Below are 16,596 nucleotides of genomic sequence, written 5' to 3' on the forward strand. Positions count from 1 at the left end.
AGTAAGTGCTTTAACGGGTACTTGCCTTTAAGAGTTAGAGCTATGACCGCTTTTTCTTTGTTCGACGGTTTTTTTCCTGCTCCAACTCTTCCAACTTTTTTAGAACGGCATTCTCGGTTCGTAAGTAGACCAACTCCTCTTTTAGCTCCTCAAGCGTCATTTCATTATCAGGCTTAGTGGTACGTTGAGGTTGTTGTTTCATTGAGGGTCTTCCTTTCTGGCGCATTTTGAGCCCTTTGATACCGAGCTCATTAAATCTTTTGAGCCAGACAGAGAGTATCCCAGGGGATGAGAGGTTTAATACAGCGCTAGTGTGCGTGAGAGACCATTCATTCGTCCACATTAAATTCAATGCTTTTCGTTTTGTTTGAGCAGTCGCGGCATGCTTAGTTGATAAAAATGAATGAGTACCATGGATGGTAAAGACTTGAGCCCAATACCGTATCTGTCTTGAAGAAATTGAATATTGTTTTGCTAAGTAGAGAGATGACGTGCCATCTAAGTATTGCTTAGCAATGATACATTTTAGCTCTCGGCTATATTTGGACATAAAAAGACCCCCAATAATTGGTGTCCAACTATTGGGGGTCAGTTCAAATTAGCGTGGCTTTCTATTTCTAGATTGAGTCTATTACTAACTCAGTCTGCTATTAACTCAATCTGCTATTAAACGAGTTCGTTGCCGCTGGTGTTCTCAGTAAAGAAGGCATCAACACTGGTGAGCGTTGTATTGGCGATGTTGAACAAAGCATCTTTAGTCAAGAAGGCTTGGTGACCAGTGAACAATACGTTGTGACAAGCGGATAGGCGACGGAATACGTCATCGACAATCACGTCGTTAGATTTGTCTTGGAAGAACAACTCTTTCTCATTGTCGTAAACATCAAGACCAAGCGCGCCGATTTTGCTTTGTTTGAGTGCTTCAATTGCAGCAGTTGAATCCAGCAGTTCACCACGACTGGTGTTGACGATCATTACGCCATCTTTCATTTTGCCAAATGCCGTTGCATCCAACAGATGGTAGTTCTCTTTACTCATTGGGCAATGCAAAGAAATCACGTCAGATTCTTGGTAAAGCTCGTCGAGTTCTACGTATTTAGCACCCAGCTCTTTTGCCAATGGGTTCGGGTACGGGTCGTAGCACAAGATGTTCATGCCTAAACCTTTCAGAATACGCATCGTCGCTAAGCCAATCTTTCCTGAACCAATTACACCAACGGTTTTACCGTGGAAGTTGAAGCCAACTAGTCCCTCAAGAGAGAAGTTCGCATCACGAGTACGTTGGTATGCCTTGTGTAGTTTACGGTTCAAACACATCATCATGCCGACCGTGTGTTCTGCTACCGATTCTGGTGAATAAGCAGGAACGCGAACCACTTGCAGACCAAACTCTTTGGCTGCGTCTAAGTCGACTTTATCAAAGCCCGCGCAGCGCATCGCAATCAGCTTAGTGCCGCCTTTTGCTAGAATCTCTAGCACATCTCGCGATAGGTCATCGTTTACAAACGCACAAACGACTTCGTTGTCGTGCGCCATTTTTGCTGTTGTTGTAGTGAGTCGAAAATCGTGAAAATGGAACTCGGCGTTGAGTTCGCCTTTTGCAAGTTCAAATGATTTTTCGTCGTATGATTTTGAGCTAAAAAAAGCAATGTTGAGCATGGCTTCCTCTCTTACCTAAAATATAAATAATCCACTTATTCATTATCTGAAACGGGATTAAAACTAATAACTTTGTCCAGTGTGCTAGAGTTTTTTTGTCTTGTCTATCACCATTAGTCACTGTAATTACTATGGTTATTTGATCTTCTATCATCACTTTTTGAACATCGGAAATCACACTACGAAGTAGCTTGCTTATAAGTTCATCAATATTGAATGGATCTTACTTTCGGGTGTTGAACATCTTCTTGGTCTCTTTTTCTGACCAGAAGTTAATGTTGAATTGCGCGTCGTCACTCAGCTCTACTCGATGCCAATATTGAGGTGGGCTTGTGGCAAATTGCCCAGCTTCGATTGTGATAACACTTTCTGGTTCTGTCGCTTCCGCATCGGCAAAACCGTAGAAGGTGACCGTGCCTTCCATTACACAAATCTGGCCGAATACGCCTTCAGCGGTATTGTGATGATTGAGAAGCGCAGCCGGTATGTTGTCTTTGGTGAAAAATGGCGTTGAACGTTGAATTTTCCAGTGTGACGGAATACGTAAATGACTCATATAAACCTCTTATCTGTCTGTATTTTGAATATAAGCTTTAGCTTTGATGGAATTGGTGACTGTGATTACCAGTAGTTTTCACTGCTGAATTGGCCGGGTTTTCGGCGTAAGTGCTTCTCGAAACCTAAGCTGGTTAGTGCTTCACTTGTGTCGCGAACCATTTGCGGATTGCCACAAAGGTAGAAAAAACTGCGGGTTTGATTGAAAGCGACAGACGTGGTTTGCTCAAGGTCGCCTCCAAGTAACAAGCTTGGGATTCGTCCGCGCAAAGTTCCGGTGACTGATTCTCTAGAAATAATTGGCACATATTGTAGTTTCCCTTGGAAGTGATTAACGAGTTGAGCGATACGGTCTCGATAAGTCAGGTCTTGCTCTGTTCTTACGGCATGAACCAGTACAAGGTTTTTGAATGACATTACTTTTTCGACATCTGAGCCGTTTTGCTGCTGTATCTGCATGCTTTCGAGCATTGAGATAAAAGGCCCAACCGCGGTTCCGGTTGAAAGCATCCATAGATCGTCGGCGATCTCTGGGATCTCATCTAAGGTCATAAAGCCACTTGGGTCTTTGCCGACGAAGATGTCATCACCTACCTTCAACTCATGAAGTTGAGGTGAAAGCTGACCGTTCTGATCCTTAATAATCAAAAACTCCAGGTGTTGGTGACCTTGTTCGTGCTCTGGCGCATTCACCATTGAATAGGCTCGCCTTACGAACTCATCCTCTCTGTTAAGCAAGCCAAGTTTCGTGAACTGACCCGCCTGATAGGGAGAGACGGGAGCACTGACTTGGAGCGAGAACAGTTGATCTGTCCACTGTGTTTTATGTAAGACTTTGCCAGTTACCAAACCATGAGGAATATCTGTCATATCATCACCTTTACTTAGAGAAGTTATCTCATTAAGGATACTCAACTATTTACACTTTGGAGTTGCATGTACCATGCCATTAATGAGAATGCTTATCAATACTGACAATTCGGTGAAAATGAACTTGAATGATGTCAAATAGACTTTGTATTTACTGTGTCTAAATGACATCTTTATTGTTTTTTGATGTGATTCCTTGTGATTAAGAACGATGAGTTGCTCTATGGACACAGACCAAAATTGATATAGTGGTTTGACCCCCAGGGTATTCAACCAATTACTAAAGAGAATATTTTACAGATGAGTATAATGTCGGCTTTCGATCTCAATATAGCCGTGTTTTATGCTTGATAATCTTCGTATGGTCTTGAACGTATTGTTCGTGACTATCAATACCGCAATGACTGCGTTTACCGTGAGCTTCTTTGGCCTCATCAAACTGATTCTTCCAATCTCTATTGTTCAAAAGTCATGTACTCGTTTAGCGAACTTCACATTTTGGTGTTGGGCTTCGCTTAACCTTTGGATGTTGAATGTGAATAACGATATCGAGTGGCAAGTCGAAGGAGGGGAAGATATCTCGACCAAGCAGTGGTATCTGATGATGTCGAATCACCTGAGCTGGGCGGATATCGTGATTTTGTCTTCTATCTTGAAAGACAAGATGCCGATGACTAAGTTCTTCCTCAAGCACGAACTGTTGTATGTTCCTTTTGTTGGATTGGCCTGCTGGGGCTTGGATATGCCGTTTATGAGACGTCACTCGCGTGAGTTTTTGATTCGTAACCCTGAGCGTCGTAATGATGACTTCGACGCAATCAACAAGGCATGCACTAAGTTTAAATGGGCACCAACAACATTGGTCAATTTTGTCGAAGGGACACGTGCAAATCACGAGAAGCTGGCGACAGCGAAAACACCGTATCGACATCTACTCAAGCCAAAAACCGGCGGTGTGGCGTTTGCTCTGTCTGCGATGGGCCCAATCTTAGATGGTATCGTCGATGTTACTTTAGCTTATCCAGAGAATCAGACTTCTCCGTTTGAAGACATGCTAAAAGGTAAGATGAAAAAGGTGGTCGTGCGTATTAAATTGCATCCGATGGATGAGAACGTGAACGGCAATTACTTTGAAGACAAAGCGTTTAAGCGCCGTTTCCACAGTTGGTTGAATAACACGTGGAAAGAGAAAGACGAGTATCTCGATACGGTTTATGCTCTTGATACGCTCTGTGAGGTTGAAACGATTGATGGGCTTGATACGGTTCATAAGAAGCAAGAGCAGTAAGATCAAACCAAACAAATAGCATCAAAAAAGCCGATAGTTCACTGAACTGTCGGCTTTTTTATTGAATCGGTTTCATCGGCTTGAACAGTGAAGTTAGTGCTTACTATGTTCTTAACTTTTTAAAGTGAAGATACTCAAAGAGAGTGCAAAGCTAAATCGCTTGGTAAGCATTGATGATGTGCTTCACTTGGCTCGGTTTGCCTTGCTTCTCTTGCCCTTGATGGATGCGTAAGTAGTGCTGCAATGTTTTGGCTTTGTATTGCTGAGATATCTGTAACTGCTGTTCGCAACTCGGCGCCCAGATCTTGTCACCCACGTTTGATATATCACTAACAGCTTGGTTCTTTTCAGCTTCGCCTTGGTTATTGCTGACCAATAAAATTTCGTAGTAACGACGGTTTTCTTCGATCAGCACTTCATCAATAAGACCGAACTTGAGCGCTTTTAAATGGCTTCTTAGCTCGAACTGCTGATGGACTGGGCAAAGCAAAAAATCGATATCTTTGTCTGGATGTTGGCGATGAATGTCGTCGACGAGCTTCTGAGTGAGATCGCCACCGACGCCTGCAATAATAACCAGGTGTTTACCAGTATGTTTCTGGAACGGAATAGCGGCGACATCCATGCAGTAAACTTGCCATTGGCTGGTAACCGTTTGTTGGTCTGAATTATCTTGGGGAAAGTAACGAGTTAGCTTGTCTTCTAGTTCATTCATCAGAGACGGGACAATATCGACAAAATGAATCTGAGGCGCTTTATTATCCGACAACAGTTGAACACCCAAAAAGCCATGATCACAGCAACAGTCCCAAATGTGCTGGTAGTCATTGCTGACAAGGGAGTGGAGAGTTTGCAGTCGGTTACTTAGCTTCATAAGATTCGTGTCGTTAGAAAGGGAATATTGTCGTGTCGAAGGCGCATTGTAATGGCTTTCCATAAAAACAAAAGCACCTAGGGTGTGAATCCTAGGTGCTTTGTGTGCACATACGAATCTGCGGCGTGTTATGAAGCTTGCGCGACAGCCCTTATATGTCCTTGCACTCGGTTCTTTCCGAGCTGTTGAGCGATGAGTTTCGCCTGTTCGGCAAGCGCTAAAGCCGAATCTGTTTCACCTTCTATTTGTGAGAATCCGACGCTGACACCTAATGATAACGTGATATCTGGCGTGGCAACGGCTTGCTCACTAACTCCAATTCGACATTGGTCCAGCTGGAATTTGGCATCCTTCACATCATTTGCTTTGAACAATACAGCGAACTCCTTGACTCCAATACGTGCTAGACAAAGCCCTTTAGGTTTAGGGAAGTATGAGCGTATCGCTTCTGCAGTCAGCTTGATCATTTTGTCACCGACCGCTTCACCATAGGCGCGATTAACGTGATCAAAGTTATCGATGTCGAGCAGAGCAACATAGGTATCTGGCTCGTCGGCGTAGTTTTCCAGTGCGATATTGAAACTGCTTTTGTTGTCCAGTTGAGTCATCAGGTCTTTACTGCTCAATTGATGGTGGAGCAGTAAGTTAGACAGCGAGACCTCGGTGTAATCTCTGATCATACGCAGAATACTCTGGCTGATCGGTAAGTTCGCGTTCACATAAAGTACTGCGACCAACTGTTTGCGAGAGTGCAAAGGAATGCAGTAGTGACGTTGGTGTATTTTGAGTTTACATGCCAGTGGATCGGCGTACTTACCACTTCGATAAGCCATGGTGTCTGGTGTAAATCGTTCTGCAAGGGCTTTGTCACAATGTACCGTTGATTTGTTTCCGTGATAGTCGATGGTACTGAATGCGTGGTTTTCAGGCTGATAGAGACAGAATTGAATGCCTTTTTGGTAAGTAAAGCTATCCAGTATGGATTTCAACTCTCGCTTAAAGCTTACGAGGTCATCGACCTTATTCAGTTGAGATAAAGATACGTTCAAGCGATAAGACAAATAGTTTGCCCCAACCCACAAAAGAATCAGAGAACCAAGTACGACACCTGTTAATGTGAATTGATATGAGCTGGTTAGGATATCGTGACGATCAGTACCTGCGATGAACACCCAGTTCAAGCTGTTGTCAGCATCGAATACCGATATTTTGAAGTTATCTTGATAGTAGTATTCGTGTTTACCGACGGTTTCGCCTTGCGAGAGTTGGTGGCTTATTCCAGCGTGGTAGCTGATAGATTTAGAGCCGATACGTTTCGGATTAGGGTGAAAGACAAGTCGTTCTGTTGCTCGATCAACCACAAACACATAGCCGTGATTAAGCGTTTTTAAGTCTCTTAACCCTTGGGTTGTGTGCAATAGATCAAACTCAATCCATATCTCTTCGTTCAATCTTTCTGCTGTATGTTTCACCGCGAACACCCAACGACCATCGGGCTTTTGATAAATAGAAGAGATATAAAAATCCTCCACAACACTGTCTATTGGGTTCCATTTGATGGAGCCAACTTGTTCGTTGGAAAGAGGTAAGCCACGACTTGATATATATTGTTGGGTTTGAGGTTGGTATCGAACAATATCGGAGAAGTTAGGTGTTCTTTTTAGAATGTTATCACTCAGTTCTCTGAATTTTCGATCACCGATTGGAGCCGTTTGAGGTAAGCCTAGACTGGTTTCTAAAAAATAGAGCTTGCCAAATGTGGCTTCGATGTTGGAACGAATCGTGGAGCTTGCGATTCGAATATTTGATGATGATTGTTCGGTTGCTGCTGTTTCTACTTTTTCAAGCTGAGCCACAGCAAGATAGAGCATCCCTCCAGTTAATAAAATAATGTATGGTTTAAAAAGCCGAATTAATGTTTTAGGTAAAGCCATGATATCCAAAGACGTTATAGATTCATTTTTATAGTACGGCCATACTAAACAGTTTTCGTAATCACATCAATGCAAATGATTCCATATAAATGAATGATTTTTGTGATATTCGGCTAACAAAAAAGCCAGTCATAAATATAACTGGCTCTTATGGTTTCTGGTGATTTATTAATCTGGCTTAGCTTTTAGCTTAACTTAAATCAGTCTTGTCTGGCGAATAGTGCAGAATCGCCATTGAAGCTGGAGATAACAGCATTTCACCTTCAGCATGACCTGGTTTTACATTTCGTAGGTTAGTATCGCAGATAGTCACCCAGTTTTGCTCACGGTCACTAGGTAAAGAAAAACGCGCTGGTGCGTTGGTTTGGTTGATCAGATAAATCAACTCGTCACCATTTTTACCAATACCTAAATGCAACGCAACCGAGCTTAAACGGTTCCAATCATCATGTTCCATGAGAGTGCCATCGACACGGCTCCAGAAGATGCGGTTAGAGTTACGCTTTTCGCCACTGAATGCCTTAATAAACGGCACCATGTATTGCTGACGTGCGGAGATCATCTCAGACAGCCAAGTCTTGAAGTAAGTCTTACGCTCTGAATCTTCCCAGTTCAGCCAGCTGGTTACGCCGTCTTGGCAGTAAGCGTTGTTGTTACCCTTTTGAGTATGAGATAGCACATCAGCCGTCAAAATATGCGGAATACCAAAGGCGAACAGCAGGCTTGCCATGAAGTTACGCTTCTGTTTTTCACGTGTTGCGACGACCAAGAGGTTCTCGGTTTCGCCTTCAACGCCATAGTTTTCAGAGCGATTGTCGCCGTGTCCATCACGGTTGTTCTCACCATTCTCTTCGTTGTGCTTATGCTTGTAAGAAACAAGGTCCTGCATGGTGAAGCCGTCATGGTAAGTGATGTAGTTGACGGTCAATTTGTACGGCCAATGAGCAGCACTGTAGATGTCACGCGATCCCATCAAGCGAGTTGCAAACTCTTTCAGATAACCTTGATCACCGCGCCAGAAGCTGCGTGTAATGTCTCTGAGCTTGTCGTTACACTCATTCCAACCTAACGGAAAATTACCGACTTGGTAGCCATTCGGGCCAATGTCCCAAGGTTCTGCAATCAACTTTGTTTCTTTAAGTATCGGATCTTGAGCAACGGCTTTGAAGAAAGCGGCCTCAGGATTGTAATTATCGCCTTCACGGCCTAGCGTTGCTGCTAAATCAAAGCGGAAGCCATCAACTTTAAACTCACTAACCCAATAGCGAAGCGTATCCATCACTAAGTTGAGTGCTGGCTGGTGGGTTAGGTCGACCGTATTACCGCAACCAGTAAAGTTCGCATAATGACAACCATGTTTAATGTAGTAGCGACTATCCAGTGCTTTTAGGTTGAAGGTAGTTCCACCTTCGCCGCCTTCTGCTGTGTGGTTGTACACGACGTCTAGAATGACCTCGATGCCATTACGGTGCAGTTCGCGAATCGCAGTTTTGAGCTCATTCACGGCGTCCTTTTCGGCGTAGCGTGGATCCGGCACCATGAATAAGTATGGGTTGTAACCCCAATAGTTCACTTTCCCCATATCTAATAGGTGAGGCTCATGCATGCACGCAGCAATAGGTAAAAGTTGTAGGGAGTTGATATTTTGCTGTTTGTAGAACGCGAGCATTTCAGGGCTAACTAACCCTAAGTAACGGCCTCTAGTATGGGGCGCGACTTCAGGGTGAAGCTTAGATAGGCCTTTTACATGGGTTTCGAAAAGAACGGTCTCTTCTCGGCTAATACGCGGCTTGTCTACATCTTGCCAGTCGAAAGTGTCATCAATAACAACACATTTCGCCATCGAAAAGCTTTTTTCATTGGTATATGGCGTGGCGTAATCGAGCGGTTCGCTGATTGCTTTAGCGTAAGGGTCTGAAAGTAAGATTGGACCATTTTCAGTTTCAGCAATGAAGCCGTATTTTTGTCCTGCTTTTATTCCGTCGATGAACACATATCGAATATCAGCGTATTCATTTTCCAATTTATAAGTGGTGAACTCATCGTTCTCGTCAAAGAGAGCGAGGGAAAGGGATTTACAGTCAGGAGAATAAATTGAGAAGTTGCAGCCAGTGTTACCTAGCGTTGCGCCTAGTGGATAAGGGCGAGCGAGCGTTCTAGTCATTGCTTGATTTCTTGTTCGTTTATCGACATCAGTGAACTATAAGTAAAAAGCTTTGTCACAATAAGGTCAAGCAACTTCACAGATTAATTACGGTTAAAAAAATAATTCATCGATGAAGTTCAAATTATATATTTGAACTAGATCGCACTTATATCGAATAATTAGATCTGTGTGCTGTCTACTCCTCCTAGATTAAGTGATCTACCTCTTTAAAACACCGTTCTGTATATTTTCTACTCCCCTCTAGTCCCCCTTAATTAACTTAGGGGTGGAGGAAGTCAAACTTGTCATCCCCTCTTAATATTGACTCCGTTGAAACGAATCAGGGGCAACCCTAAACCTCTCTATCTTACGTCCGCCATTACTGCCTTTGGTTGTCGCAAGAGAGCAAAAATATAAAAACCTAAAATAAATCGTCCTTAATGGAGTTAAGAATGAAAAAAGTAAGTTTGATTGCTGCTGCAGTGGCAACTACATTAGCTGCTGGCTCTGCGTTCGCTGTAGATTTTAATGGTTACATGCGTGCTGGTACTGGTATCAGTGCAAGTGGTTCTGGTGACGTATCTGTTAATAAAAACGGTATTGGTCGTCTAGGTAACGAAAATGACAACTACTCTGAGTTTGGTTTTGCTGAAGACCTAAAAACAGGTGAGCAAACTTGGCGTATTGAATCGATGATTGCATCTGGTGCTCCAGGTGAGAATGGTTGGGAAGATGCTGACTTTAACGTTGCACAATTTGCTGTTAAAGCAAAAGGTCTAATTACTTCTGATAAAGAAGCGACTATTTGGGCTGGTAAAACATACTACCAACGTAAAGACATCCACATTACTGACTTTTACTTCTTGAACACTTCTGGTACTGGTGGCGGTGTTGAGAACCTATCAATTGGCGACCAGAAATTATCTGTTGCATTGATTCAAGATAATGGTTCTCAAACATCTGATACGGACAAGTACGGCTGGGTACCTGGTGCTAACCCAGGTGATGCTCCTACTTGGGGTGTCGTTGGTAAAGAATCTGAAGACGTAACTGGCTACATTGCTGATGTTCGTTTAGCTAACATTGGCCTTTGGTCTGACGCTTCTCTAGAAGTTGCGATGGCGTACAACTTCGCTACTTCAACTGATGGTCAATCAGTTAAAGGTGATGACGGTCTACTAGTTACAGGTATTATCCACCAAGGTATGGATAATGGCTTTAACCAAACTGTATTACAGTACGGTACTAACGGCTACGGTGTTCAAGCTGCCAACTTCTGGGGTGCTGGTTCGTACTACGACCGTTCAGGCGACCAAAATGACGCAACAGGTTATCGTTTGATCAACTGGGGTGTAATGAACCTAGGCGAATCATGGGAAATGGGTCACCAATTAGCATACTTAGCTGGTTCTGACATTGGTGCTTCTAAGCAAGATATCGACCAATACTCTATAGTTGCTCGTCCAATGTACAAGTGGAACGACACTATGCGTACAGTATTCGAAGCTGGCTACAACGCGGGTGAGAAAATTAACGGTGCTGGTAATGGTGTCGAAGACTTTGGTAACGCTAAATTTACAGTAGCTCAAGCTTGGGCTATGGGTGACAGCTTCTGGGCTCGTCCTGAAATTCGTGTTTACGGTTCTTACATCCTAGATACTGAAAATGACAACGCATTTGGTACAAACGAAGATACTGAATACGTAGCTGGTATCCAAGTAGAAGCTTGGTGGTAAACACTTAGCTTAACAAATCCTAAACTGTCCTAATTCATAGCCGGCTTGCGTCGGCTATTTTTTTAAGGAATGTACGATTAAGTTGATCGTTCCCTAGATGAATAGTTCTCTTTGTGGTAATTAAAGTTAGTAAATTTCTTAAAAAAATAACAAAAAGGAAGGGTTATGTATTTTAAAGCTCTAATGTTGAGTGGCTGTGTTGCGTTGGCCGGTTGTCAATCTGCGCAAGTAGTCGAGCAAGTGCAAGTTGCACAAGCTGAACAAGTAAATTCTATTGCTGGACTTCAGTTTGCAACAATGAAGTTACCGAGTTCTGTAATTTTTGATGTTACGCCCAAAAGCCAATACTTGAACTACCAGTCCATCAATAGCCCTGTGGTAGCGGTAGAACTTCCAGCAAATCGCGGTGAGTATTCATTAAAAATCTCCAGCCTGATTGATGATATTGCATTTGTTCCACGTGCGGTGATCTACGACAAAAATGGTAACGTGCTAGAAAGTTACGGCAAAGAAGACTTCGAATATAAGAAGCCAAGAATGCATTTAGGCAATCGACTCGTTGCTGAAAAAGAATTTTTCCCTCCACGTACCTCTGAGTCGGTTTTCTTAGTTGTTTATACTGATCAGCAAGAGATTGGTGGTTTTACTGATGTGATCCATCCAGCTCGTTTAGATGCGGAAGGCCGTGGTAATTATTTACCAGAGGTGAAAGATATCCCAGTTCCAAACGGTAATGTCGGCAAAATAGAAGTGGCTATCGATAGAGCGAGCTTCTTCTCGTTTGGTTCAAGCAGTGACTCTAAGGTTCAACCAGCAGCTAAGCTTGATACCATTCAACCAGAGACGCAAACTTACTACCACAATGCAATTCAAACGGCAGTAAGTGAAGATAATATTCCGAAAGCTCTAAGCTTATTAGATGAAGCAAAAGCATTAGGTATTGAAGGTGCGCAAGAAGTATTTGTAAAAGCCGTCAATAAAAAGTAATCAAACGGTTTGTACATACTGAATGATATGAAAAGAAGGGCTCCTAGTTAGGGGCCTTTTTTATTGTTTGTGATAAGTGATAAGTGATAAGTGAAAAGGAAGATTTATACTCACTGAACACTTGGGTTTTAAATAACCACTTACTTACACATAATAATTAATGGCTAATATAAATGGACGTTATTGGTCATTTATGGCTTTGATTGACTAACTGCCAATTAAAACACTCTCGTCTATTTTACTCTTCTCAAACAGCTGAATACGAACTCTTTAGATTAGTAGCTATTCCAACTACTGACCTTAAATTAGATTCATGACTTTTTACTTTGATTAAATCAACAGTTCACGATAAAGCTGTCATCCTTTCTACTAAGAACTAAGAACTAAGAACTAAGAACTAAGAACTAAGAACTAAGAACTAAGAAGGCTCGTTTATCACTTAACACTGAGTATTTATCGATGAGAAGCAAAGCAATGGTGTGGTGCATTGGGATAGGGGTTTATTGAGCAAAAAAAAGGGAGACTGACGTCTCCCAAAGGCTAGCTTTCGCTGGTTTTATTATCTGTTTATTAGAATCATAAGGTTTAAGGTTTAAGGTTTAAGGTTTAAGGTTTAATTCTTGGTTACCGAAACGACCGCTTTTTCGACATTGTCATCTAATTCATGAATCGCATTCAGAGTGAATGTGTAGTTGCCAGCTTCAGTTACGCTCAATTGGCAGTTACCATCAGTACCTAGGTCGATTGAACCATCAGCAAGTTCAACTGAATCACAACCAAAGTTAGGTGTTTTCCAATCTGCATCTGCAAACTTGAAGCCATAGTCTCCCGCTTCCAAAGTACCCGTTACAGAGTAAACCCCATTAGCAACAAATCTCATCGCCCAATAATCAGTTGCGCCCCATCCATTCATGTCACCACGAACATAAACCGTTGTTTGACCATATGGAGGAATGCTAGACACATCTTTATCAGAGTTATCAACTGGCAGACCGACACCTTGTGCATCGCCTTGAGCCTGTACAAATACAGCGGTGGTTAATGCAGGTACTGTGAAGGTTTCAGCGGCGAAGCTTGCTCCTTTTACAATGTCATCTTCAGAATTTTGTTGAACGGTGTGGAGTGCAAAGCCGGTTGCTCCTGTGATTTTGAACGATTGAGGTTTATTGGTTGAGTTTACAACCGCGACAATCGCATCGTTGGCAGGGTCAAGATCTTCGCCTGTAGATATACCATCATCGATAGACATCACGATTAAGCCTTCGACTTGATCTTTGCCAACGTTACGGAAGTCGACACGCTTCATGACTTCGTCTGCTGTGTCTAAGCGGAACAGTTCACTTGAGCTACGAATTTTTAGTAGTTCTAGGAATTGCTGCTTAGTCAGCTCAATGTCGTCTGCGTCTGGTTTAGCGGTGCTGTCAGCAATGATGGTTTTGATCAGATCCCAGTTGGCACCATCTTTGTCTTCACGTGGTAAGCCAACATTCCAGTTATTGTCAGTTCCATCAAACATGACGCGGTTGTACCAATCACCAGAGTCGTAAGAGTCGCGCTGCATAGACTTAGATCGTAACAGTTCAGAACCCATATGGATGAACGGTATGCCTTGCCCTAACATCACGGTAGAAAGCGATACAGACTGCATACGAGCACGTTCTGCAGAGCTAGTACCAGCAGCGATCTTGTAAGCATTGTTATCCCAAAGCGTTTGGTTATCGTGTTTTGAAACGTAAGAAATGTTTTCTGAAGGCATCTTGGTGTAGCCAGCAGGTGCGCCGTTGTAATCAACGTTTTTTCCCAGCTTGGTATCGCCTTTGTAATCAAGCAATACGTATTCCGCTAAGTTACCCGCCATACCTAAACGGACAAGATCTTGGTTGTGCAAACGGCCATTGATTGAATCTTGATCGACTTTGGTTTCTTCGTTGGCAATGGCTGCGTTACCGAAGCCTTGGTTAAAGCGAAGTGGGTGATTTCCTTCTGAATCGACGCCGCCATCAAACGGACTTCCGCCTCGCACTGCATCACGCAGACGGTCAGAGAAGGTGCCTATTTCTGTACCTGCCATGTTGATTTGATTCGCTTGATCGAAGCGTGCGTTATCCGCTACTTCGCCAAAATCCCAACCTTCACCGTAGAACAGAGTGTTCGGGTCGATTTTGCGCACTTCTTCCAATGCTTCGACCATTACGTCTTTTGGCTGGTGGCCCATTAAGTCAAAACGGAAACCATCTACTTTATAGTCGTCAGCCCACACCTTAAGAGAGTCGACCATCAATTTACCCATCATCAGGTTTTCGGTCGCGGTGTTGTCACAACAGGTTGAATTTTCGACGCCACCTGTGTTTACGTTAAGACGGTGGTAGTACCCAGGGACAATTTTATCTAGGACAGACTTATCGTTCACGCCAGACGCATTGGTGTGGTTGTATACCACGTCCATGATCAGCTTAAGATCCATGTCGTGCGTTGCTTTCACCATTTGACGGAACTCTAGAATACGCTTAGAACCATTAGGATCGGTCGCGTAACTTCCCTCTGGAACCGTGTAATGAAATGGGTCGTAGCCCCAGTTGAAGCTATCAAGCATGCGCAGGTCGTTCATTAGGGCTTGGGCGTCGCCTGTTGAAGGATCATAATTATCGAGTACATCTTCGATGACTTTGTTTTCGTCTTCGCTTCCACACAACGCAGCGGTAGGTTTTACATCACATAGCTTACCAACGGTGTCAGTAATATCGACACGGCTCGCTTCATCTTCATCAACGGTAGCGATATCAAATGCTGGTAAGATATGCAGCGTCGTTAAACCTGCATCTTGCAGAGCTTGTAGGTGTTTGACCGACTCACGATCTGCTTCTGTGAGAGCGAGGTACTTGCCGTTTAGGCTCTTTGTGCCGAGCTTATCGCTGAAGCTGAAGTCACGAAGGTGGGATTCGTAAAGTACGTGGTCTTCGTCTTTTTCTACCGTTGGGCGTTCATATCCAGCCCAACCTTCAGGCATTAATGCTGAATCATTAAGGTCGATAACTTGAGAGTATGCCGAGTTTTTCGACAAACTGAGTGAGTAAGGGTCGGTTACTAGGCGAGTTTCAATGTTACCTGTGGTTGGATGGTAAACCTTCACTTGGTAGCGATAGTAACTGTTGACAGCGTTAGGTACCGCGTCAGTCGCCCAAATCCCCGTCTCAGTGCTTTCTGTCATTGGGAACACTTGTGAATTTTGCAGATCTTCGCTGTATAGGACCAGTTCTACATCTTGTGCTGTTGGTGCCCAAAGCTTAAACGTAGCCGTACTGCCTTCAACAATAGCGCCTAATGCTTCACTCATCGCATTACCAGTGTCTTCGTCAGCAAAGACAGCATCAAGTACACCTGGTTTTTGAACCTCTGTTGAAGAGGTAACGTCGCCATTGGCATTGTAGGCAACAAGAATTATCTGAGATTTCAAAATGGTGCGTAGCGTGTTGTCGTCAACATCGATCGATAAAGCAGGTAGGCTAGCTAGATGACGGAAACGCTCTTTCAATTCAGAGGATAGCTCGCCATCTTTGGCTAGATCAACGGCAGTGCCTCCCAAGATCTCTTTGTCGTTCATGGTGATGCTGTTATCTAGTGCGTAGAACAATTTCACAGAATCGGCATTACCAGCTGCTTCCCAAGCGATAGTATCTGCGTTCAACCAATGCGCTTTTTGACCATCGATATTGACTGGGCGTTCTGAAATTGGGTCGTAGTACAACTCACTGCTGCCATGAAAACCAAATACGCCTTGTGAATCGCCAAGCGTGATTAGATTGATTTTCGAATTTGCACTACCAAACCCTTTTTCGTCGCCATTATGTAAGATGAAATTCATGCATTTGTGTGGGTCAGAAGCATCAGGATTGACTTTCAATACGTAGTAAGCACCGTAGGTATCACTGATACCGTCAGGCTCATAAGGTGCTTCCCAGTTGGTACCGCTTTCGCTTAGTCCCATACCGATTAGATCTGTACTAGTGCAACCTTCGCCATTCCATAGGTGAAGCCCCCAGCCTTCGTAAGTCGAGCCAGAAGCGCTTGCAGCTGCAACATCACGTTTGTAATACACAACGACTTCGTTTTCGCCTGCTTTGTATAAGCCACTGTTGCCAGCATCCGTGTCGCTGTCGTTATCGCTACCACAGCCTGCGATAAGGGTGGCAGTGAAGAGAGGCAGAATCGCTTTGGCTAGCGTTGATCGTTTGAAGCTTCTCTTTTTAGTAATGTTGAAGGTGCGTTGTAGGGTGATGTTCTTATTAATATTTATGTTGTTCACGTTTGATATCCATATTTCACTTTTTATGAAGATGAATATCCTAGTCCGAATGATGGCCAACTATTTGTGATGGCTATATGTAAAGTTATTTTTAATACGTAAAAATGGGAAACCTAGTGTCAATATCACGCTTTGTATTTGGTTTAAGTTAAATTAATTGGATCAATAGCTCATATGTTCGATATTAATAACCTAAGGCGTAGAAGCTAGGAGTAGATAATAAGGATGAGAGCTCATCCTTATT

11 protein-coding genes are annotated in these 16,596 nt (G+C 43.2%); 3 read left to right on the forward strand and 8 right to left on the reverse strand.

The window, feature by feature from the left end; genetic code table 11:
* Positions 1 to 40: 40 nt before the first annotated feature.
* The 4 genes from L3V36_RS05480 to L3V36_RS05495 form a co-directional block, all read right to left on the reverse strand.
* The gene (locus L3V36_RS05480; protein WP_102448518.1) at positions 41 to 550 is read right to left on the reverse strand and encodes a helix-turn-helix domain-containing protein; all 510 of its coding nucleotides are present in this window, start codon (positions 548 to 550) and stop codon (positions 41 to 43) included.
* Between the two features lie 116 nt (positions 551 to 666).
* Positions 667 to 1,659, reverse strand: coding sequence for a 2-hydroxyacid dehydrogenase (locus L3V36_RS05485; protein WP_102462167.1), 993 nt, complete (start codon positions 1,657 to 1,659; stop codon positions 667 to 669).
* A 223-nt stretch (positions 1,660 to 1,882) separates the two neighbouring features.
* Positions 1,883 to 2,215, reverse strand: a complete 333-nt coding sequence (locus L3V36_RS05490) for a DUF1971 domain-containing protein (protein ID WP_009845875.1) — start codon at positions 2,213 to 2,215, stop codon at positions 1,883 to 1,885.
* A 65-nt stretch (positions 2,216 to 2,280) separates the two neighbouring features.
* Positions 2,281 to 3,084 (reverse strand): ferredoxin--NADP reductase, encoded by an 804-nt coding sequence (locus L3V36_RS05495; protein ID WP_004732167.1) that lies wholly within the window; start codon positions 3,082 to 3,084, stop codon positions 2,281 to 2,283.
* Positions 3,085 to 3,427: 343 nt separating this feature from the next.
* Between L3V36_RS05495 and L3V36_RS05500 the strand changes: the two genes are divergently transcribed.
* Positions 3,428 to 4,372 (forward strand): acyltransferase, encoded by a 945-nt coding sequence (locus L3V36_RS05500; protein WP_102448300.1) that lies wholly within the window; start codon positions 3,428 to 3,430, stop codon positions 4,370 to 4,372.
* Between the two features lie 151 nt (positions 4,373 to 4,523).
* Here the strand turns inward: L3V36_RS05500 and L3V36_RS05505 are convergent, their stop codons facing one another.
* The 3 genes from L3V36_RS05505 to glgX all read right to left on the reverse strand — a co-directional run bounded on the left by L3V36_RS05505 (position 4,524) and on the right by glgX (position 9,344).
* A complete protein-coding gene (locus L3V36_RS05505; protein ID WP_102448299.1) occupies positions 4,524 to 5,246 on the reverse strand; it encodes a tRNA (adenine(22)-N(1))-methyltransferase TrmK in 723 nt (240 codons plus the stop codon).
* A 128-nt stretch (positions 5,247 to 5,374) separates the two neighbouring features.
* Positions 5,375 to 7,117, reverse strand: coding sequence for a diguanylate cyclase (locus L3V36_RS05510; RefSeq protein WP_102445446.1), 1,743 nt, complete (start codon positions 7,115 to 7,117; stop codon positions 5,375 to 5,377).
* A gap of 253 nt (positions 7,118 to 7,370) precedes the next feature.
* Positions 7,371 to 9,344: a glycogen debranching protein GlgX gene (gene glgX, locus L3V36_RS05515; protein ID WP_208774610.1), complete on the reverse strand. Its 1,974-nt coding sequence runs from the start codon at positions 9,342 to 9,344 to the stop codon at positions 7,371 to 7,373.
* 434 nt (positions 9,345 to 9,778) lie between these two features.
* Between glgX and lamB the strand changes: the two genes are divergently transcribed.
* Together lamB and L3V36_RS05525 are read left to right on the forward strand one after the other, a co-directional pair.
* Entirely contained in the window at positions 9,779 to 11,062 is a 1,284-nt protein-coding gene (gene lamB / locus L3V36_RS05520; protein ID WP_017094803.1) for a maltoporin LamB, read from the forward strand.
* Positions 11,063 to 11,227: 165 nt separating this feature from the next.
* Positions 11,228 to 12,049 carry a MalM family protein gene (locus L3V36_RS05525; protein WP_017094802.1) on the forward strand — a complete coding sequence of 274 codons (822 nt, stop codon included), beginning with the start codon at positions 11,228 to 11,230 and terminating at the stop codon, positions 12,047 to 12,049.
* A gap of 613 nt (positions 12,050 to 12,662) precedes the next feature.
* Here L3V36_RS05525 and pulA read toward each other — a convergent pair.
* Positions 12,663 to 16,301, reverse strand: coding sequence for a pullulanase-type alpha-1,6-glucosidase (gene pulA / locus L3V36_RS05530; protein ID WP_208774750.1), 3,639 nt, complete (start codon positions 16,299 to 16,301; stop codon positions 12,663 to 12,665).
* Positions 16,302 to 16,596: the final 295 nt, after the last annotated feature.

It is taken from the genome of Vibrio sp. G-C-1 (assembly GCF_021728015.1).
GTDB lineage: Bacteria > Pseudomonadota > Gammaproteobacteria > Enterobacterales > Vibrionaceae > Vibrio > Vibrio splendidus.